The organism is Longispora fulva, assembly GCF_015751905.1.
In the GTDB taxonomy this organism is placed as follows: domain Bacteria; phylum Actinomycetota; class Actinomycetes; order Mycobacteriales; family Micromonosporaceae; genus Longispora; species Longispora fulva.
On record NZ_JADOUF010000001.1, the window covers coordinates 2,390,530 to 2,409,098 of the forward strand.

Annotated in this window: 19 protein-coding genes and 2 pseudogenes; 8 read left to right on the forward strand and 13 right to left on the reverse strand. The window is 70.6% G+C overall.

Annotation, left to right across the window (positions count from 1 at the left end; genetic code table 11):
- Positions 1 to 8: 8 nt before the first annotated feature.
- From IW245_RS10525 to IW245_RS10540, 4 genes are all read right to left on the reverse strand, one after another.
- Entirely contained in the window at positions 9 to 2,021 is a 2,013-nt protein-coding gene (locus IW245_RS10525) for a transglutaminase domain-containing protein (protein ID WP_197002991.1), read from the reverse strand.
- A complete protein-coding gene (locus tag IW245_RS10530; protein ID WP_197002992.1) occupies positions 2,018 to 3,190 on the reverse strand; it encodes a DUF58 domain-containing protein in 1,173 nt (390 codons plus the stop codon). Before IW245_RS10530 ends, IW245_RS10525 begins: the two co-directional genes overlap by 4 nt.
- A 12-nt stretch (positions 3,191 to 3,202) precedes the next feature.
- Positions 3,203 to 4,180, reverse strand: a complete 978-nt coding sequence (locus IW245_RS10535) for an AAA family ATPase (RefSeq protein WP_197002993.1) — start codon at positions 4,178 to 4,180, stop codon at positions 3,203 to 3,205.
- A gap of 243 nt (positions 4,181 to 4,423) precedes the next feature.
- Positions 4,424 to 5,461 carry a hypothetical protein gene (locus tag IW245_RS10540; protein WP_197002994.1) on the reverse strand — a complete coding sequence of 346 codons (1,038 nt, stop codon included), beginning with the start codon at positions 5,459 to 5,461 and terminating at the stop codon, positions 4,424 to 4,426.
- Positions 5,462 to 5,719: 258 nt separating this feature from the next.
- On the opposite strand from IW245_RS10540, the gene IW245_RS10545 reads away from it, so the two are divergent.
- The 3 genes from IW245_RS10545 to IW245_RS10555 all read left to right on the forward strand — a co-directional run bounded on the left by IW245_RS10545 (position 5,720) and on the right by IW245_RS10555 (position 6,779).
- Positions 5,720 to 6,163, forward strand: coding sequence for a hypothetical protein (locus IW245_RS10545; RefSeq protein ID WP_197002995.1), 444 nt, complete (start codon positions 5,720 to 5,722; stop codon positions 6,161 to 6,163).
- On the forward strand, positions 6,145 to 6,447 hold the full coding sequence (locus IW245_RS10550; protein ID WP_197002996.1) for a hypothetical protein: 303 nt from the start codon (positions 6,145 to 6,147) through the stop codon (positions 6,445 to 6,447). Before IW245_RS10545 ends, IW245_RS10550 begins: the two co-directional genes overlap by 19 nt.
- A gap of 128 nt (positions 6,448 to 6,575) precedes the next feature.
- Positions 6,576 to 6,779, forward strand: a complete 204-nt coding sequence (locus IW245_RS10555) for a hypothetical protein (RefSeq protein ID WP_197002997.1) — start codon at positions 6,576 to 6,578, stop codon at positions 6,777 to 6,779.
- Positions 6,780 to 6,809: 30 nt separating this feature from the next.
- On the opposite strand, the pseudogene IW245_RS42630 reads toward IW245_RS10555, so the two are convergent.
- The 3 genes and pseudogenes from IW245_RS42630 to IW245_RS10565 form a co-directional block, all read right to left on the reverse strand.
- A pseudogene (locus IW245_RS42630) lies at positions 6,810 to 6,896 on the reverse strand (IS5/IS1182 family transposase); the annotation flags it as partial.
- Positions 6,897 to 6,921: 25 nt separating this feature from the next.
- Positions 6,922 to 7,071: pseudogene (locus IW245_RS40495) on the reverse strand (transposase); the annotation flags it as partial.
- Positions 7,072 to 7,138: 67 nt separating this feature from the next.
- Complete coding sequence (locus IW245_RS10565) at positions 7,139 to 8,530, reverse strand: bacillolysin (protein WP_233472386.1); 1,392 nt, start codon at positions 8,528 to 8,530, stop codon at positions 7,139 to 7,141.
- 536 nt (positions 8,531 to 9,066) lie between these two features.
- Here IW245_RS10565 and IW245_RS10570 point away from each other — a divergent pair.
- The 5 genes from IW245_RS10570 to IW245_RS10590 all read left to right on the forward strand — a co-directional run bounded on the left by IW245_RS10570 (position 9,067) and on the right by IW245_RS10590 (position 15,509).
- Positions 9,067 to 10,185 carry a 3-deoxy-7-phosphoheptulonate synthase gene (locus IW245_RS10570; RefSeq protein ID WP_197002999.1) on the forward strand — a complete coding sequence of 373 codons (1,119 nt, stop codon included), beginning with the start codon at positions 9,067 to 9,069 and terminating at the stop codon, positions 10,183 to 10,185.
- A complete protein-coding gene (gene aroA / locus IW245_RS10575) occupies positions 10,178 to 11,446 on the forward strand; it encodes a 3-phosphoshikimate 1-carboxyvinyltransferase (RefSeq protein WP_197003000.1) in 1,269 nt (422 codons plus the stop codon). Before IW245_RS10570 ends, aroA begins: the two co-directional genes overlap by 8 nt.
- 195 nt (positions 11,447 to 11,641) lie before the next feature.
- The gene (gene trpD / locus IW245_RS10580; protein WP_197003001.1) at positions 11,642 to 12,718 is read left to right on the forward strand and encodes an anthranilate phosphoribosyltransferase; all 1,077 of its coding nucleotides are present in this window, start codon (positions 11,642 to 11,644) and stop codon (positions 12,716 to 12,718) included.
- The gene (locus IW245_RS10585) at positions 12,711 to 14,498 is read left to right on the forward strand and encodes an anthranilate synthase family protein (protein WP_197003002.1); all 1,788 of its coding nucleotides are present in this window, start codon (positions 12,711 to 12,713) and stop codon (positions 14,496 to 14,498) included. Before trpD ends, IW245_RS10585 begins: the two co-directional genes overlap by 8 nt.
- Positions 14,499 to 14,756: 258 nt before the next feature.
- Complete coding sequence (locus tag IW245_RS10590) at positions 14,757 to 15,509, forward strand: aminoglycoside phosphotransferase family protein (RefSeq protein ID WP_197003003.1); 753 nt, start codon at positions 14,757 to 14,759, stop codon at positions 15,507 to 15,509.
- Positions 15,510 to 15,528: 19 nt separating this feature from the next.
- Here IW245_RS10590 and IW245_RS10595 read toward each other — a convergent pair whose 3' ends face one another.
- From IW245_RS10595 to IW245_RS10620, 6 genes are all read right to left on the reverse strand, one after another.
- The gene (locus IW245_RS10595; protein ID WP_197003004.1) at positions 15,529 to 16,188 is read right to left on the reverse strand and encodes a P-loop NTPase family protein; all 660 of its coding nucleotides are present in this window, start codon (positions 16,186 to 16,188) and stop codon (positions 15,529 to 15,531) included.
- 62 nt (positions 16,189 to 16,250) lie between these two features.
- Positions 16,251 to 16,847, reverse strand: a complete 597-nt coding sequence (locus tag IW245_RS10600; RefSeq protein ID WP_197003005.1) for a hypothetical protein — start codon at positions 16,845 to 16,847, stop codon at positions 16,251 to 16,253.
- Between the two features lie 135 nt (positions 16,848 to 16,982).
- A complete protein-coding gene (locus tag IW245_RS10605) occupies positions 16,983 to 17,255 on the reverse strand; it encodes a hypothetical protein (protein ID WP_197003006.1) in 273 nt (90 codons plus the stop codon).
- Between the two features lie 216 nt (positions 17,256 to 17,471).
- Entirely contained in the window at positions 17,472 to 17,801 is a 330-nt protein-coding gene (locus IW245_RS10610) for a hypothetical protein (RefSeq protein ID WP_197003007.1), read from the reverse strand.
- 41 nt (positions 17,802 to 17,842) lie between these two features.
- Entirely contained in the window at positions 17,843 to 18,169 is a 327-nt protein-coding gene (locus IW245_RS10615) for a hypothetical protein (protein ID WP_197003008.1), read from the reverse strand.
- A gap of 63 nt (positions 18,170 to 18,232) precedes the next feature.
- Complete coding sequence (locus tag IW245_RS10620; RefSeq protein ID WP_197003009.1) at positions 18,233 to 18,568, reverse strand: hypothetical protein; 336 nt, start codon at positions 18,566 to 18,568, stop codon at positions 18,233 to 18,235.
- Position 18,569: the final 1 nt, after the last annotated feature.

The window sequence follows — 18,569 nt, forward strand, 5'->3', positions numbered from 1 at the left end:
GCGCGGTCCTAGGGACGAAACAGCGGCCGGGGGTCCACCGCCCACAACGCCCTGCGGCGCCACGGCACGACCCTGCGCACCTCGCGGCGTAGGTGCAGCCAACGCCGCCAACTGTCCCCGGCAGCCGCTGCGGCCAGACCGGGCGGGGCGAACGCGGCCCGGTCGGCGGCCTCGGCCAGCGTCGTGGCCGGGCCGGCCGCCTTGGGCGCCAGAGCGGCCAGGTCCGCTGCGACCGCCGGGGCGCTGGCGGACGCTGGCGGACGCCGACCGAGGAGCACCAGCAGGTCGAGGACCTCCGACCACGCTCCGCCCACGCCGGCCCTCCGGTGCCGACGACGGCGCGCCGCCCGCAGCGCGACCACGGCCAACCCTGCCAGCGACACGGCGACGCCCAGCGCGGCGCCCACCGGGGCCCACCAGCCGCCGGCACTGTCCGGTTCCCGGGGCCGGGCCTCGGGAGTGACCGGGGCGACCGGGGCCGGCGCGGGCGGCGGAACAGGCCTACCGGCCGAGTCGTCCCGGGAGGTGCTGGCGCCTGGGCCGCCGACCAGCGGCGTCGGGTCGAACGGGGCCCAGCCGGCCCCGGAGAAGTACACCTCAGGCCACGCGAGCACGTCACGACCGCGCACCACGCGCTGCCCGTCCGGCCCGGCCTCGCCCTCCCGGAATCCGACCACCAGCCGCGCCGGTAGCCCGACGGCCCGGGCCAGCAACACGAAAGCGCTGGCGAACTGTTCGGAGGAACCGGCTTGCGCGCCGGGCGTGCCGGCCTTGCCGAACAGGAAGGTGTCCAGCCGGGCGTAGGAGGAGCCGGTGGGCGCCTCCGGATCGAACCGCCGGCCGGCCCGCACGACCTGTTCGATCCGTTGGGCCTGCTCAAGGCGGGTACCGGCTCCGGTGGTGGCGCGGTAGGCGTAGTCGGCGATCGGCACCGGCAGCCGGGGCGTGGCCAGCCACGGCTCGGTCTCCGGGCCATCGGGGACGCCTGCCGCCGCCACCTCCGCGGGGCCGGGCGTGTCGACCTGGCCGCGTACGTCGTAGCGCAGGCCCCTGGCCAGTCGGGGCTGCCAGACCAGCGTTCCGGCCTGCGGTTCGACCCTGGCCTCGGCCAGCGAGGAGCCCAGCGGCCAGCCCGGCGACGGCAGCCACGGCCCGGTCAGGTTCGAGACGGTGATCGTGGCCTGGACCGTGGCGCTCTTCGCCCCGGGGGTGGGGCCGGTGCGTTCGACGGCGCCCAGTGGGTAGTAGTCCGAGGCGGTGCGCCAGCTCGCGCCGGTGAAGTCGACGAGCGTGACCAGCCGCAGCCGGACCGGGGACGCCGACCGTACCCGCAGCAGCTCGTCGTCGCCGTGCCGGGCCCACGCCGACAGCCGGGGCAGCGGGCTCGGCTCGGTCAGGGTCAGCACAGGCAACCGGACCAGGTCGCGGGGTTCGAACGGATCGGCCAGCGGCAGCCGCCCGCCGACCAGCGCGGTCATCGCGCACAGCAGCAGCACCGGCGTCGAGGCCCGCCAGCGCCGGTCGACCGCCGCCCAGCCCAGCCCGGCGAGCAGCAGCAACGCCAGCGCACCCAGGCCGTGCCGGTCGGCGCTGCCGGCGGTGAGCAGCGCGCCGCCGAGGTAGAGCACGGCGGCTCCGGTCGGAGCGGCCAGCGTCCCGCCGCCGTCCCGGGCGGCCAGGGCCCCGACGCACACACCCACGAGGGCGGCGACCAGCGCTCCGGGGACCAGAGAGGCCACTGTGACTGGGATCGGCTCGCCCGCGGTGAGCATGCGTGGCACGGCGTCCACCAGCCCGCCGTGTGCGGCGGTCGCCATGTGCGCGGCGATGCCCGCCGCGGCGGTGAGCGCCAGCGCCCAGGCCGGACCGGGAAGCCGCAGGCGGGCGCCGAGCAGGCTCAGGGCGTATCCCATGAGAAGCGCCGCGACCAGCGTCGCGACCCCGAACCAGCCCGACCACGCCCGACCCAGCAACGCCGCTGCGGTCGCGGGCAACACAGCCGCCCACAGCTGGCGGATCATCGCCCGGCTCCGACGGGCCCGGCCACCACGTGGTCCCACAGCCCGATCAGGTCCTCGGCGCGGGCTCCGCGCAGAGTCGACCCGCCGGTGAACGCGGTGCCGGAGCCGGGGTCGACCACCAGGATCGCGCGGACAGCGGCCGGTTGGGCCAGGGACTCCAGCGCGCGCACGTCGGCGTGCGGGCCGGTGGCGACGGCGGCCACGTCGGTCCCGGTGGCCACGTCGGCCAGCACGGGGCCGCCCGGGGTGCCTTCGACGCCGGCCAGCATGGCCACGATCTCGCGCGGGGCACCGCCGTCGAAGTCGGCCAGACCGCCGGAACAGGTGCGCACCGCGACCGGGTGGCCCTGCTCGCTGGCGGCCCAGGCCAGCGACGCGCAGACGTCCACCGCCTCCTCGAAGTCCTCGGCGCTGGCGTAACTGGCCAACCGGTCGTCGAGCAACAGCGTGAGGTGTGCGCGCGACGGCTCGGCGTCCTCGCGGACCATCAGCCGGCCGGTGCGCGCGCTGGTGGCCCAGTGCACCCAGCGCAGGTCGTCGCCGGGCACGTACTCGCGCAGGTTCACCAGGCTGGTGCCGCCGGCGGCCACCCGGTCCTCGGCGGTGGCGTTGCCGTGCCGCTGGCCAGTGGGCAGCCCCCGCACCGGCAGTACCCGGGGCAGCACCCGGACCTCGGCGGGCAGCTCGGCGCGCGCGACTCCGGCCGCCAGTCCGGCCGGGGTGGACCGCCGCAGGGTGAGCGGGCCGACCCGCAGCACTCCGCGCCGGCCCGTCGGCAGCTCGTAGTGGGTTCGCGCCGAGCCGCCGGCGGTGGCCCGCAGCGGCCGGGCCGGGATCGGCTGCCCGTCGACCTGGTCTGCGGCCTCCAGCTGGATCCGGGACCAGCGACCCCGGTCGACTATCGTCACGGTCACCGCGCAGGCCGCGTTGCGGGCGACCTCCAGCGGCACGATCACCCGGGACACGTCGACAGCGCGCGGCCAGCCGACCAGAGCCAGCGACCCGGCCGCCATGACGAGCAGGCCCAGGCCGAGGACCAGCAAGCCCGGGTAGCCGAGCACGGTGCCGGCGACCAGCAGCGCCGCGCCGAGTGAGGTCGCGGCCGCGCCGCGCCGGGTCAGCCGGCCGCGCAGCCTGAGTGCCGCGCGGGTCGGCGGGGGCGAGGTCATGTCAGTACCCCGTCAGTCCGCGGACGGTCGGGGCGCGGCCACGGCGCGCAGGACGTCCGCGATCACCGTGGCCCCGGTGACGCCCGCGAGGGCGGCCTCCCGGGTGGTGATCAGCCGGTGGGCCAGCACCGGCTCGGCGACGGCCTGCAGGTCGCCGGGCACCACGTAGGTCCGGCCGCGGGTCGCGGCGTACACCTGCGAGCACCGCACTAGCGCGCGCAGGCCCCGGGTGCTCACCCCGAGCCGCAGCCGAGGGTCCTGTCGGGACGCCGCACCCAGGGCCTGGGCGTATCCGAGCAGCGGGTCGGCGACGTGCACGGCGCGCAGCGACTCCGAGACCCGGGTGACGTCGCCGGGCCCACACACGGTCGCGACATCGTCGACCTCGCCGGAGCGGCTCGTCGGGCGCAGGACCGCCACCTCGTGGGCGGCGTCGGGGTAGCCCATGGACAGGCGCATCGTGAACCGGTCGAGCTGCGCCTCCGGCAGCCGGTAGGTGCCGTCGAGGTCCACCGGGTTCTGGGTCGCCACGACCATGAACGGCTCAGGCACCCGGTGCGCGAACCCGTCCTGAGTCACGGTGTGCTCGGCCATGACCTCCAGCAGCGCGGACTGGGTCTTGGCCGCGGCCCGGTTCACCTCATCGGCCAGCAGCACGTTGGCGAACACCGGCCCCGGGCGGAACCGCAGCTCGCCGCTCGGCTGGTGAAACACCGCCGTGCCGGTGACATCGCTGGGCAGGAGGTCAGGGGTGAACTGGATCCGGCGGGACACGCCGCCGAACGCCGCCGACAACGCGCGGGCCAGGGTGGTCTTACCTGTGCCCGGCACATCCTCGACCAGCAGGTGCCCACCGGAGAACAGTGCCACCAGGGCCAGCTCCACCACCGCACGTTTGCCCGTGACGGCCATTTCGACGGCGTCGGCGACGGCACCGTGCAGTCGTTGGAACTCCAACAGCTGAGTCTCCGTGAACGGAGCGGCCACCATGGTCAACGCCGTCCCCGCCTTTCAGCACCGTCCACAAGCAGCACGCCGATCCCTCCGTCTTTCACGCCATTCCTCCGCGCCGCTGTGACGCATGGAGGAAGTCCACTGGATGAGTGTCATTCATGTCAATTCAGCGATCTTGCTGATCAATCGCAATGCGTCGGGCAGCACCGGGCGCTGATCGAGCCGGGGTCGCACTACGGCAGGCCAGCGTAGGTATCCCCCGGCATGCGTCAGCGTGGCTCACCACAACGACCGGAGCTTCTTGATCACGTGGCCGCCCGTGTCCGCGACATCGTCGAGGACATCGCCGGCCCTGTTCTTGACGTCCTTGGCCGTGTCGGCCACCTTGCCCGGATCGACGGTGAGGTTGATGCTGAACCCCGCTCCGGGGCCAAGGGCTGCGCCCGCGTCGAGCCGAAGCCCGAACGTGCCGTCGTTCTTCATCCCGATGGTGCCTTCAGCGTGCGCGCCGATACCGAGGTACGCCTCGCCTGTGCCCGCGTACCCGACACCGCCGACGTCGACCTTCTGTTCCACCTCGCCCTTGACGCCGGCGAAGGCGTCGGCGCCCACGCCGATCCCTTCCGTCCCGGCGACCAGATGTGCCTCGGCCTCGGCACCGGCGAGCCCGGACACTCCTATGGTGTGGCTGGCCGGGCCGATGTCGGCGCGTCGTTCGGCGGAGGCCTGAACACCCTCTGAGGCGCTGAGCCGCTCGACCAGGCCGTGCTTGTCGAGTTTGACTACACCGCTGACCTGCGCGCCAACGCTGACCTCGGCGTGTCCGGTCAACAGGACGGGGCCCAGACCCGCGACCCCATCAGCGTCGGCCTTGCCCACCATGGCGTGCCCGTCAAAACCAGCGACGCCATCCGCTGAACTGCGCCGGGTGGAGAACCCGACGTCCGGACCGCTGGCCCGCGACGAGCCGGAGTAGTGCACTGGGCCAAAGGAATGCTCTGCTCCGACCGGACCGGTCGACGAGGGACCGCTGACCGCGCCGCCCGCAGCGGAGGCCTGGATCTGCTCGGCGGCCTGTAGTGTCAACTCCGCGCTGTGACGGCGAAGTTCACCGGTGACCTTCAGGATGGCGGGCAGCATCGTCGCCTGCCACGCGGCCCGGAAGGCGCGGCTGTCGGTTCCCGCCCAATGCACGCCCGTGATCGCTACGGTCATGTCACGGCTCTGGTCCTCCATCCGCTCGGCGGCGCGCCGCATCGCGGCTGCCAGAGTGCGCGCCGAGTCCGGGTCCATTCCGACAAGTCCGTAGGCGGTCATCGAGATCTCCCGTGGTGAACGACGGGGGTCCACGCCTGAGGGGCCTTGTGACCGCGGGCGCGACCAGACGGCACGTATCCGGCCGTCGGACTCTCCCGCAGTTTCCATTCCATCCGTGAACCGGCCCTCATGGTCAACCTCCGCCCTGCCAACCGTTGCGAACAGCGCGACCATAGGGCGAAGCGACGATGACGGTCAATCGGAACGTTCCGCGCAGCGGGTGCGGGCCACGAACTGGCCCCAAGTTAGTCTCATGCGATGAGCGACGACGATCTCGAGGTCCCGGTCGACGAGCCGGGGTCCGGTTCGGACGCTGAGCAGTCCACCGAGCTGGCGACGACCGATCCCACCCGACTCGAGCGCCTCGGCAACAAGGCCAGGGACGTCAGCGACAAGATCTTCAACGTCGGCGTCGACGGCAGGGGCCCGTGGAAGGGATCGATCCAGGTCGCGGAGGAGCACCTCGCGAAACACGGCGACGCAGAGAAGGCCATCCAGCGCCTCATCTCCACCCACGTTCGCATCACCTCCAGCGCCGGCTTCCTCGCCGGCCTCGGCGGGCTGATCACCCTGCCCGTCACGCTGCCCGCCGACCTCACGGCGCTGTGGCCCACGCAGGCACGCCTCGCCGGAGCGATCGCGCACCTGCGCGGGTACGACATCCGCTCCGAGGAGGTGCGCCCGTGGTACTCATCTCCCTGATCGGGTCCTCGGCGGCCGAGGCTCTGTCGCAGGCGGGCGTCCAGATCGGCACGAAGTCCGCCATCAGCGCCATCAAGCACGTCCCTGGCCGCGTCCTGATCCAGATCAACAAGGCGGTCGGCTACCGGCTGATCACCAAGGCCGGCACCAAGGGCATCGTGAACCTGACCAAACTCGCACCCGTCGTGGGCGGGGTGATCGGCGGCGGCATCAACTACACGAGCACCCGCATCGTCGGCACCTGGGCGAGGAAGAACTTCCCAGCCACCACGACGCAGCCCTGAGCACACCCGCTGCCCCTGACAGCGCCGGGCAAAGGCATGCGCGAGCCAGGAAGCGGCCGTACCCGGCGGGTGCTGACCGCGGAGATTGTGGCCTCCCGCTCGGCCGGCCGGGCTGCCACCATGAACGCATGACGGTCTGGAAGCTCGTGCTCGGCATCGTGCTGGTTCTGATGGGCGGCCTGTGGACCCTCCAGGGCCTGGGTTACGTCGGCGGTGGCTTCATGATCGGCTCGAGGGCCTGGGAGGCGTTCGGTCCGGTCGTGGCCATGACGGGCCCGGTCTGGGCCGTGACCGGCCTCTACCTCGCGTTCACCGCCCGCCCGCGCGCCTGAGTCGGAATCCAGTCGAGGCCAGGCCAGATTGAGTTTTCGCAGGCAGATGATGTTGCGGGCGAGGCTGATGAGTGCTCGGTGGATGTCGGCGCGGCGTTCGTAGCGGGTGCGTAGGCGAACGCCGCCGTCGGCAGCCGGTTCCGCCGATCCCGGCGCACAACACGAAAACGACGCCTTCAAGCACGTCCCTGTCCGGGCTACGACGCCGGCCAGGAACCCGGAAACGACGCGGCCGCACCGAAATCAACGGCTCCAGCCGCGCCCACAACTCATCGGTCAAGACCCGATCCATCAGACAAATCTCAGACGATCAGACCAAACCACAACGCACGGCGTGTCCGCTGATTTCGAACTGATCTCTATGCCAGGCCACGCGCGTGGAACGCCGCCTTCACCGCGTTCGCGGCCGCGGTGCCGCATAGTGCTCGAGCCGCGGCGATCGTTCGGGAGGCCGCTGCGGGCATGGTGGTGGTCGGTGTGATGGTGAAGTGCGACTCGATGATGATCCTATCGGCGGTGGCGCGGCCGAGCGCGGTGTTGATGTCCTGCAGCGCCCGCGACCAGATCTCGCCGTCGTCGTGTACCTCGCCGGTGAGGTCGCGCGGGTAGACCTTGCGTCCGTCGGTTCGGCGCAGGCAGCGCGGGAAGGTCGTGGCGTAGGAAGTGGCGTCCCAGTCGCCGATACACGCCCACGGGGTGGTTTCCGTGTTCGGGCTGACCGGCTGTGACATGGTGTAGGCCCAGTAGTCGCCGAAGCCCTCGCCGATTGCCCCACCGTCGGGGCTGGTGCCGAAGTCGGGCACTTGGGCGTCCTGGATCGCATGCCCGTACTCGTGCCAGATGATCTCGGCGTCCTCGGCGTCATCCACTCCCCCGGTGCCGAATGTGATCAGGTCCTTAGCCGGGTCGTAGAACGAGTTGTCATCGGTCAGGCCAGTGGTCCGGTAGTCCTGCGACTCGCTGTTGACACCTGAGAACCCGAGCCTGTGGATGTACTCCTGAGCCGACGTGATGTGGTAGTAGCCCATGACCTGCTCGAATCCGGCTTGCGACCGGTCGTAGGCGAAGTAGCCCAAGGATGAGGTCACGGGCTTCTTACTCACGTTGTTGGCGTAGGCGCCGATGAGCCTGTCCTGCGAGTGCTGGTGGGTCAGGAGGACTGTCTCGTACGTGAAAGCGGAAGCGGGGCTGGTGTCAACGAGGTGGGTGTTTTGCTCGGCCACTGGCGGGTTGGGGTCGAAGACCTTGCCTACGGCGTGCTTCACCAAGTTGCGCGTGGACAGGATCGTGGCATTGTCGGCGTCGACCAGGCTTTCGACAGAACCCGTTTCGGGATCGGTGTGCACCTGCCAGGCGAGCTTGGCGGCGTCACCCGGCACGATGACGAGGCGCGACCGGTATGCGTCTCCGCCGGTGTGTTGTGCCGCGGCGGCGTTGGCCCGCGTCTGCGTGACCGAACCGCCGGCCAGGCCATGAACCGGCCCCCGGACGGCCTTTCGCCCGTCGTCCACGGTGACCGCGCCGCTGGCCCTATCAACATGCCTGGCGTAGAAGCCGCCGACAACGGGGTGTCCGCCGAAGGTCTGCTCATACCAGTAGTGGGTGCCGAGCAGGGACTCCTGGGTCGAGACGAGCCGGAGCCCATCGGCTTCGGGTTCAGACCGCGCAGGCGATGCGGCGACGGCCGTGACGAGCGCGGCGCTGACACCCAGAATGCACACGCGACGGAACGCAAGGGCGAAGGACTTCACTGGCACCTCCAGCTCAACGAGATATGGCGGGAAGGCTATCGGCAGCCGGCGGCCCCAGAAGGAGACTCTCTGGGCAATTGCTAAAAATATGACACCCCGCCGTGCGCACGTACAGGCCTGGAGATTGTCACCAGCCCCAACCGTGCAGCTCCGGCGGGCGGTTCGGATTCTCCTGCCGACCACCACGTTCGGCCACCAACCAAAGCTGGGGTCACATGCGGATAGGGACAGTGGCCAGCCAACGCCCTGATCGGCCAACGATCGGACCGGCCGGTGATCCGCACCGCGGCGTCAGGCCGCCGATGTCCCTGGCGGATGCCGGGGAACGCGTGTTAGCGTCGGCCCGTGGCGTGTCGTGAGAGTCGATGGTTTGGGTGGCCGGCCTGCGGGCTCGGCGACTCGGTCATGACCTGACGTCACCATCACGCGAGCCGGCAAAGGCAGGGACACGATGTCCCTGCCTTTTTGTATGCGCAGAGCATGCCGGCTCGGTCGCGGGAAGGCCGGCCCCGCCCCTGCCGGCGAAAGGTACCCCTATGGCCACAACACTCATCACGGGCATGCACGAACCGCGCATCGACCGGATGCAGCCTCTGACACCACCGGATCTCCTGCACCGCGAGCTACCGATCGACGAGGTGCGGCGCACAGCGGTCACGGACGCCAGAACCTCCGTGGCCGCCGTGCTCGACGGCCACGACGACCGGCTGCTAGTGATCGTCGGACCGTGCTCGGTCCACGATCCCCTGGCCGCGCTGGACTATGCGACCAGGCTCTCCGGACTGGCCGGCACGCTCGGCGACGACCTCCTCGTCCTGATGCGGGTGTACTTCGAGAAGCCGCGGACCGTCGTGGGCTGGAAGGGCCTGATCTACGACCCGCGCCTTGACGGGTCCGGTGACATCGACCTCGGCCTGCGCACCGCTCGCGCGCTCCTCCTTCGGGTGCTCGATCTGGGGCTGCCCGTGGCGTGCGAGTTCCTCGATCCGCTGCTCGCCCGGTACACATCCGACACCGTGGCCTGGGGCGCGATCGGGGCCCGAACGGTAGAGAGCCAGATCCACCGGCAGCTCGCCTCGGGCCTGCCCATGCCGATCGGGATGAAGAACCGCCCGGACGGCAGCGTGACCACGGCGGTGGACGCCGTCCTCGCGGCGGGCGCGCCACACGTCCACGCCGGCACCGACACCACCGGCCAGCCGGTGATCGCGCACACGACGGGCAACACCGACTGTCATCTGGTACTGCGAGGCGGCAGCCGGAGCGGCCCGAACTTCGGGCCGGTGGCCGTCGAGGACGCGTTGCGGCGGCTGCGCTCGGCGGACCTGCCGGAACGCGTCGTCATCGACGCCAGTCATGACAACAGTGGAAAGGACCACCAACGCCAGGCGGGCGTCGTCGGCGAGGTGGCCCGGCAGGTCGAGTCCGGCCAGCGCGGCATCGTAGGTCTGATGTTGGAGTCCTTCCTCGTGGCCGGGCGACAGGACATCGTGCCCGGCCGGCCGTTGACGTACGGCCAGTCGGTCACAGACGCGTGCCTGAGCTGGGAGGCGACCGTCGCGACCCTGGACAGGCTCGCCCTGGCCGCCCGGCGTCGACGCGGCACCCGGCCGGCCGGCGCGGGGCACGCGGTCCTGGGGGCCCGTCATGCCTGATCCCGAGGCCCAGGGCAAGCCCGGCGGCTCCGTCGTCATCGTGCCCGGTTCGAAGTCCGTGACGAACCGCGCGTTGTTCCTCGCCGCCGCGGCGGACGGCACGACCACCCTGCGGGGCGCCCTGCGCTCCGACGACACCGACGCGTTCGTCGAGGGCCTGGGCGTTCTGGGGTACGAGGTCGAGCGCGGCCCCGACGCGTGGCACGTCCGGGGCCGCCCCTCGGGACCGTCCGCCACGGAGGCCGACCTGTACTGCCGCGACGGCGCGACCGTCGCCCGCTTCCTGCCGGTACTGGCCGCCACCGGCCACGGCACCTTCCGGTTCGACGCCTCCCCGCAGATGCGCCGCCGGCCGCTCGGCCCGCTGACCACGGCGATGCGCCACCTCGGGGTCGAGCTGCGTCACGACGAACATGAGGGACACCATCCCCTCACCGTCGTCGGGCGGGGCGTTCGCGGCGGGGCGGTCCGCCTCGACGCGGGGGTGTCCTCACAGTTCCTCAGCGCGTTGCTGCTGGCCGGGCCGCTGATGGCCGAGGGGCTGCGCGTCGAGGTAACCGATCTGGTGTCCGCGCCGTACGTCGAGATCACGATCGCGATGATGCGGTCCTTCGGGGTGCGGGTGGTCCGCGACGGTGACGCGTTCGTCGTGCCCACCGGGGGCTACCGGGCCACCGACCACACCGTCGAACCCGACGCCTCGACGGCCAGCTACTTCTTCGCCGCCGCCGCGCTCACCGGCCGCCAGGTCACCGTTCCCGGGCTGGGTGCCGACGCGGTGCAGGGCGATCTGCGGTTCGTGGAGATCCTGGAGCGGATGGGGGCGACGGTGCGGGTCACCGCCGGTGCCACGACCGTGACCGGCACGGGCCGGCTGGCCGGGATCACCGCGAACATGCGCGACATCTCCGACACGATGCCCACCCTGGCGGCGATCGCGCCGTTCGCCGCCGGGCCGGTGCGCATCACCGACGTGCACAACACCCGGGTCAAGGAGTGCGACCGGATCGAGGCGTGCGCGGTGAACCTGCGTAGGTTGGGGGTGCGCGTCGAGACGGGGCGCGACTGGATTGGGATCTGGCCGGCCGTACCCGTCGGAACGGAGATCGACTGCCACGGCGACCATCGGATCGCGATGAGCTTCGCGGTTACCGGCCTGCGCACCCCGAACCTGACGCTGGACGAGCCCACGGTGGTGCGCAAGACCTTCCCCGACTTCCACGAGGTGTTCGGTGCGCTGCGTCACAGGTGGGGATTGTGAGGAAGGATGGTGGCACGCCTCCCTCGTGGTCTAGGGTCTTCGGCATGACCTCGTCGATGAAGTGGTGGTGGCCTGCCCGGCAGGCGGCCCTGTTCGACGTGTGACATCTTCTTGTCCCGGCCGCCTCGATGAGGCGGCCGTTGTCATGTCCGGGCGGCGGGGTCTCATCGGGGCTCCACGAACCCGGAGTACCCCATGACCCAGCCTCCCGTGCCCTGGCCTTCCCTCGTCGCCACGCTCCTCGACGGCGACGACCTCACCGTCGAGCAGGCGGCGTCGGCGATGGACGAGATCTGTTCCGGCCGCGCAAGCCCGGTGTCCCTGGCCGCGTTCCTCACCGCGTTGCGGGCCAAGGGCGCGGCGCAGGCCGAGGTGACCGGATTCCTGCGCGCGATCACCGCGCACGCCGTCGCGGTCCGGGTCGCCGGACCAGTCGTCGACATCACCGGTACCGGCGGGGACGGCGCCCGCACCGTCAACGTGTCCACCATGGCCGCCCTGGTGGTGGCCGGCACCGGCACGACCGTGGTGAAACACGGCGGCCGGGCCGCATCCTCAGCCTCCGGCGCCGCCGACGTCCTGGAGGAGCTCGGGATCCCCATGGACCTCGGGCCGGACGAGATTCCCGAGGTGGTCCGGCGGGCGGGCATCGCCTTCTGCTTCGCGCCGCGGTTTCATCCCGGGCTGCGGCACGCCGCACCGGTGCGCCGGGAACTCGGCTTCCCCACCGTGTTCAACACCCTGGGTCCCCTCGCTCACCCGGCCCGGCCGACGCATCAGCTCCTGGGCGTCGCGGATGTGCGTACCGCACCGGTCCTCGCGGCGGTCCTGGCCGCCCGGGGCACCACCGCGCTCGTGGTCCGCGGCGACGACGGGCTCGACGAACTGACCGTGACCACGACGTCCCAGGTCTGGTCGGTCGAGGACGGAGCGGTGCGACACCTTCGGATCGACCCCCGCGACCTCGGCATCAGGCGCGCCGCACCTGGGGCGCTGCGCGGCGGGGACGCCCGGCACAACGCGGACGTGATCCGACGGGTACTGGCTGGCGAGACGGGACCCGTCCGTGATGCCGTACTCCTCAACGCCGCCGCGGCGCTGGCCACCGTCGAGCCGGGCCGCGACCCGTTCACGACACGCCTGGCCGCCGCGCTGCCCCGGTGTGCGGGCGCGGTGGATTCCGGGGCTGCCAGCGACGTGCTGCGCAGGTGGCGCGAGGCCAGCTCGGCGCACGCGCCGGCCAGTACCCGGAAAGGGATTTCGGATGTCTGACGCTTTCTGCTTGTTGCACGCGCGCGGCACCACCCGGCTCGTCACCGGCGAGGTCCGGTACGGCAAGCTCCTGGCCGATCTGCCGCGGCCGACCGGCCTGCCCGTGATCAGCATGGTGCCGTACAGCCAACTGCGCGAACGCGGCTTCGTCGTGCACGACAGCGAGGAGCCGCTGATCTCGCTCGTGGCCACCGACTGCCGCGAGGTCGACCTCGACGCGCTCCTCGACGGGCCCGAGCCGCCGTTCCAGATGTCGGAGGTGACCCTGGGCACGTCGGACGCCGACTACGCCGCGATGGTCCGTCGGGTCGTCGACGACGAGATCCGCCGGGGCGAAGGGTCGAACTTCCTGATCTCCCGCACCGGGGGCGCGAACATCGAGGGCTTCTCCCCCGACGTGGCCCGGACCATCTTCCGCCGACTGGTCCGCAACGAACCGGGCGCCTACCTGACGTTCTGCTTCTTCGACGGCGAGCGGTACTTCATCGGTTCCTCGCCCGAACGACATCTGACCTTCGTCGGCACCGAGGTGACGATGAACCCGATCAGCGGCACTCTGCCCAAGCGGCCCGGCACCGGGCGCGCCGAACTCCTCGACTTCCTCACCGACCCGAAGGAGATCAACGAGCTCTTCCAGGTGGTCGACGAGGAGCTGAAGATGATGTCGCGGATCTGCTCGGCGGGCGGGACGGTGCGGGGGCCGTACCTCAAGGAGATGGGTTCGCTGGTGCACACCGAGTACGAACTGGTCGGGCACAGCACCATGGACAAGGTCGACGCGTTCCGGGAGTCGATGTTCGCCGCCACGATGATCGGCAGCCCGTTGGAGAACGCCGCCCGGGTCATCCACCGGCACGAGGACACCTCCCGGCGGTACTACTCCTCCGCCCTCGTCGTGCACGGGCTCGACGAGGGCGGGGCGGAGTACCTGGACAGCGCGATCACGATCCGCACCATGGAGGTCACCGCCGACGGGCGGGTGGCCCTGCGCAGCGGCGGCAGCATCGTCCGAGACTCCGATCCGGAGAAGGAGACCCGGGAGGCGAGCGCGAAGATGGCCGGGCTGCTGCGCGCCGCGTCGTCGGCCGAGCGCACCCCGGTGGTCCTGCCGGGGCTGGTGGACGCGCACGTCGAGGAGGTGCTGCGGTCGCGCAACGGCCGGCTGTCGCGGTTCTGGACGGACAACCAGCAGGAAGCGCGGGTTCCGGCGGCGCCAGGGGCGCGGATCCTGGTCGTGGACAACGAGGACGAGTTCACCCGGATGCTCGCCCACGTCCTCACCCACCTCGGCCACACCGTCACCGTCGGCGACCACGACGACCCGGGGCTCGACCTGGCGGTGGCGGACCTGGTGCTGGTCGGCCCTGGACCCGGCGACCCCACGGACCCCGACAATCCCAGGATGCGACGGGTACGCCAGATCGTGGCCGACCTCCTGGCTGCCGACGCCCCGTTCCTCGCGGTGTGCCTCGGCCACCAGATCGTCTGCCAGCACTTCGGGTTCGACATCGCGCCCGTGGACCCGCCGTTGCAGGGCGTGCAGCGGACCGTGGACCTGTTCGGCCGGCCGGAGGCGGTGGGGTTCTACAACACGTACTTCGCCCGGGTACCCGCCGCGCCGCCCGCCGGAGTCCGGATCGCCGCCGACGGGGACCGGGTGGTGGCCCTGCGCGGGCGGCGGTTCCGCACTTTCCAGTTCCACGTCGAGTCGGTACTCACCACACATTGTGAGGAGATCCTCCGCGAAGCCGTCGACGCCCTGCTCGAGGGAGGATGGTGACCCTGTGGGTCTGTGAGTACCCGCAGTCGGTGGATGTCCTGCGGTCCGTTCTCGGAGCAGGCGGCGGCCACCGGCACGCGGGCGCCTTCTGCCTGCCGTGTGCGGCCGGGTGTCGGTCGTGGTGTCATCATCATGAACCCGGCCGACGCTATGGCCGCCTGGCACCGCACGCTGCCGATCTGGCCGCAGCCGACCATGGCCAGCGCGGCGGCCCGATAACCAGTTGTGTCGCGGCAGTTTCCTCGCCACGGTTGCCAGGTGACTACGCGAGATCTCGGTCGGGTCGAGCGGATCGGCGACACGGTGCACCGGCCGGTCGGGCCGTGGACCCCGGCGGTTCACGGGCTGCTCCGCCATCTGGAGGCCGTCGGCTACGAGCTGGCGCCCCGTGTGCTCGGCTTCGATGAGCAGGGCCGCGAGGTACTGACCTGGATCGGCGGCGAATCCGGTCCGGACGGTTGGGCGAAGGTCGTCGACGACCGGGGGCTGATCACTTTCGCCGGCCTGCTGCGCGACTACCACGACGCTGTGGCCGGATACCGGCCCCCGGCCACGACCTGCTGGTCCACCACGACCGGCGGACCGGTCAGCGACGAGGTGATCTGTCACGGCGACTTCGGTCCCTGGAACACTGTGTGGCGCGGCGCCCGGCCGGTCGGCATCATCGACTGGGATCACGCGCGTCCGGCGCCCCGGTTGCACGACGTGGCGTACGCACTCGAGTACGTGGTGCCGTTCCGCGACGATAGCGAGTGCGTGCGGTGGCTGCGCTACCCGCGGCCGCCCGACCGGCGTCACCGCCTTGAGGTATTCGCCGCCGCCTACGGCCTCACCGACACGGCGGGCCTGGTCGATGCCGTGCTCACCGTCCAGGAAGGCGGCATCGAGGCCGTCCGGCACCTGGCGGAACAGGGCCACGAGCCCCAGGCCACCTGGGTCGCCGAAGGGCACCTGGACGAACTCCGGGCGCGCCTCGCATGGGGTCAGGCCAACCGGCACCTGATGGAGTAAGGAGTGTTGCGAATGTAGATCAGGAGCCGTAGTTGGTTCGGGTGGCTTTCTGATCTGACCAACCCCGCGCCAGGGCGAGATGGCCGGAGCGGAGCGCGTCGCGCCGTTGGGCTACCCATTGCTCAACCTGGTCTACGGATTCCGCAACGGACTGGTCTGTGGTGTCGATCAGGTGGGTGCACCATCGTCGGTCGTCGGCCGTCCACCCGGTCCAGCGGTGCCAGGCCATGCGGTGCCAACTGTCGTCGATGATGACGTCGGGTCGGTATCGGGGATCCTCGGCGTGCCGGCGGTGCCAGGCGGCCCAACCGAGGAAGGCGTCAACCGCCGCACTGTCCCATCGGCCCGAGTCACGCATGGTGAGCCTGCCGCGCCGGAGCTCGTCGGACACGTCGACCAGACACACCGCGATGCCATCCAGCAACGGGGAGGAAGGGCTGGCCAGGACCTCTCCCATCGGGGACTGCCCGGTCAGCAGGAGGTCCACTCCACGGTCCTGGTACTCCAGCGCGCGACGCACCCACAACTCGGTCATGCGATGGCGCCACTGGCGATCGGCGCCTTCCGGTACGCCGAGCTCGTCGAAGTCGTGCACGGCGACCCGCTCCAGCCGCTCGCCCACGGCGTAGGCGAGCGTGGTCTTGCCCGAGCAGCTGGAGCCGGTCAGTTTGAACAGCATCTCACCAGGATGTCATGCCGCACTCACCACCCCGAAACGGTGAACCCAGCCCCGAGACGGGACTACCGAGCCCAGCGTCCCATGGTCGGCGCGGTACCGATCAGGCACTCGATGTCGATCGGGAAGCCGACCATGGCGTAGGCGGTCAGGCGCAGGTGGCCCTCAAGGCAGACCAGGTTGTCCTGCCGCTCGCCGACCAGGATGAGCGGAGGAAACCGCTCGCCTCTGATGAGCGCGTGGGCTGCATCGATGAACGGGTCGTTGGGTACGTCGAACGCGCGTAGCCCTGCTGTGATGCGTGCGGCCGCGTCGGTCGGCCGGCGGCTGCCACCTGACAGTTCGACCCAGTAGGAAAAGTCGAGGTAGCGCACGCAGGCCGCCTCGTCGGCGGACAGGAGTGCCCTGGCCCACGTGACGTGGGCGGGGAAGTTCTCGAACAGGTCGCGATTCTTGCCGTAGCCGCGCGTCGCAGCGAGCAGAGCGCGACGGGCGACGTTCGCTCCAGCGTCGGACAGGTCCGGATGCGTCAGCAACCGCTCGGCCTGCCCGGCTGCCGCCAGGTGGGACCGGAGGTTCTGACCGAACCTCCGGCTGGACAGCTCGCCGCTCAGGAAGCAGGCGACCATCTCGTCCTCACTGCTCTTCCCCAGTACCCGCACGACCCTCAGCCTATTGCTCGTTCATCCTTCGAACGGCTGGCTGCGGGGTGGTGGATGGTAGCGGCACGTGGGGCGGTGTGAAGCTGAGTATCCGAAAACGCCACACCAACGAACACAACGAGCCAGAAGAAGCGCCTAGTCGAAGCTGCCGCTGGCAGCATCACCGTAAATCGAGTTCTCCAGGATCGCCGCCGAGTACATCTCACCCACGCCGTCGCCGCGTTCGAACGTGTCGCGGTGCGGGCGGACCTTGCTCTTGCGAATCGACAGCGCCGCCCGACGGGCGGCATCCATCTTCTCCTGGACCGTAGCCGGCTTCCGACGCGCTCGCCGCCGCACGGCCACGACGAGAACCACGCAACTGGCGGCCAGAGTCACCGCCACCATCCACCACATCGCCATCGACACCCTTCGAGAGTACCGCCGCTGGCAGCCTGCCCGCCGACCCGACGACGACCGCGAACGTCGACCGGACGTGTCACCCAACCGGGCGGGTCTTGGCAATCTTGGTTCATTTGAGCTTTGTGGTGTTATCGGCGTGTCGAACGGTATAGTTCCGGCTTGTCGCGAGTGCCGGGTGGTGGGTTTGCCGGTTGTGGTCAAACCCACCACTCGGAGATCGCTTCAGTAGCTGACGACGACGTAGTCGACGACTTCGGTGTTGGTGGGGCATTGCACGGCGGACCAGGATGTTCCGGGGCCGTAGGCGGCGGTGCCGTTCGCGCGGAGGATCTGGCCGTCACCGAGCCGCTGGCAGTCGGCTCTGAAGTACCACATGGATGAGTTGTCGTCGAAGCAGGTCGCGACGACGCGGTTGACGGACCAGTTGTAGGTGTACGTGCAGTTCGCCTGGTTCACGGCGGCGGCCGCAGGTTGCGCGGTCAACGTGACGATTCCCGCGGCACCGACCACGGCAGCTGCAGTGCATCTGCGGATTGCGGGAATGATGGACACGAAATCTCCAAGGGCAACGTGGTTGGTCGGTGTCAACCGGGCTAGAGGTTGACGACGACGATGGTGTAGTCCACGAGTTCTCCTACGGTGCACGTCACCATGGACGTGCCGGTGCCGGGTCCGTAGGCGAAGGTGCCGTTGATGTAGATGTTGTCGTCGTAGACGGTCCAGCAGTGGGCCCTGAGCTGCCAGCGGGACAGGTTGTCGTCGTAGCAGGTCGCCGAGACATGTTCGCGGTACCGGTCGTAGCTGTACTTGCAGGCCGCCGGGTTCACGGCGGCCTGCGCCGGTGCCGCGAAGGTGACGCTGGCCGCGACCCCGAGCACGGCGACGGCCACGCTCAAGCGGATCCCGCGATTGATGGACATGAGACCTCCAAGGGGAGAGTGGATGGTCGGAATCGACATGCGCAGGTGAGGCACCTGTTGGCGCTACTCGTAACCGTTGCAGGGGCTGAAGTGCACGGACGACTCGTGGGGCGCGTTCGCCGCGTCCAGGTACTGCACGCGCATGTAGTTCAAGCCGCGCCGGCAGGGGCCGGTCGGGTGGTAGAGCCCGTCGAGCTCGGGGTGGTAGTAGCCGTTGAGCGTCCACTTCTCGCCGTGGAACTCGGCGTGGGGGGAGGCGCCCAGGTCGCAGGCGTACATGGAGTGCGGGCCGCTGCTGCAGTCCAGGATTCCGTCGTCGCTGACTTCCGCACCCGCCGGAGCGGCGCCGAGGCCGAGGGATCCGGCGACGAGTGCGGCGACTGCCAGTGCTTTGAACAAG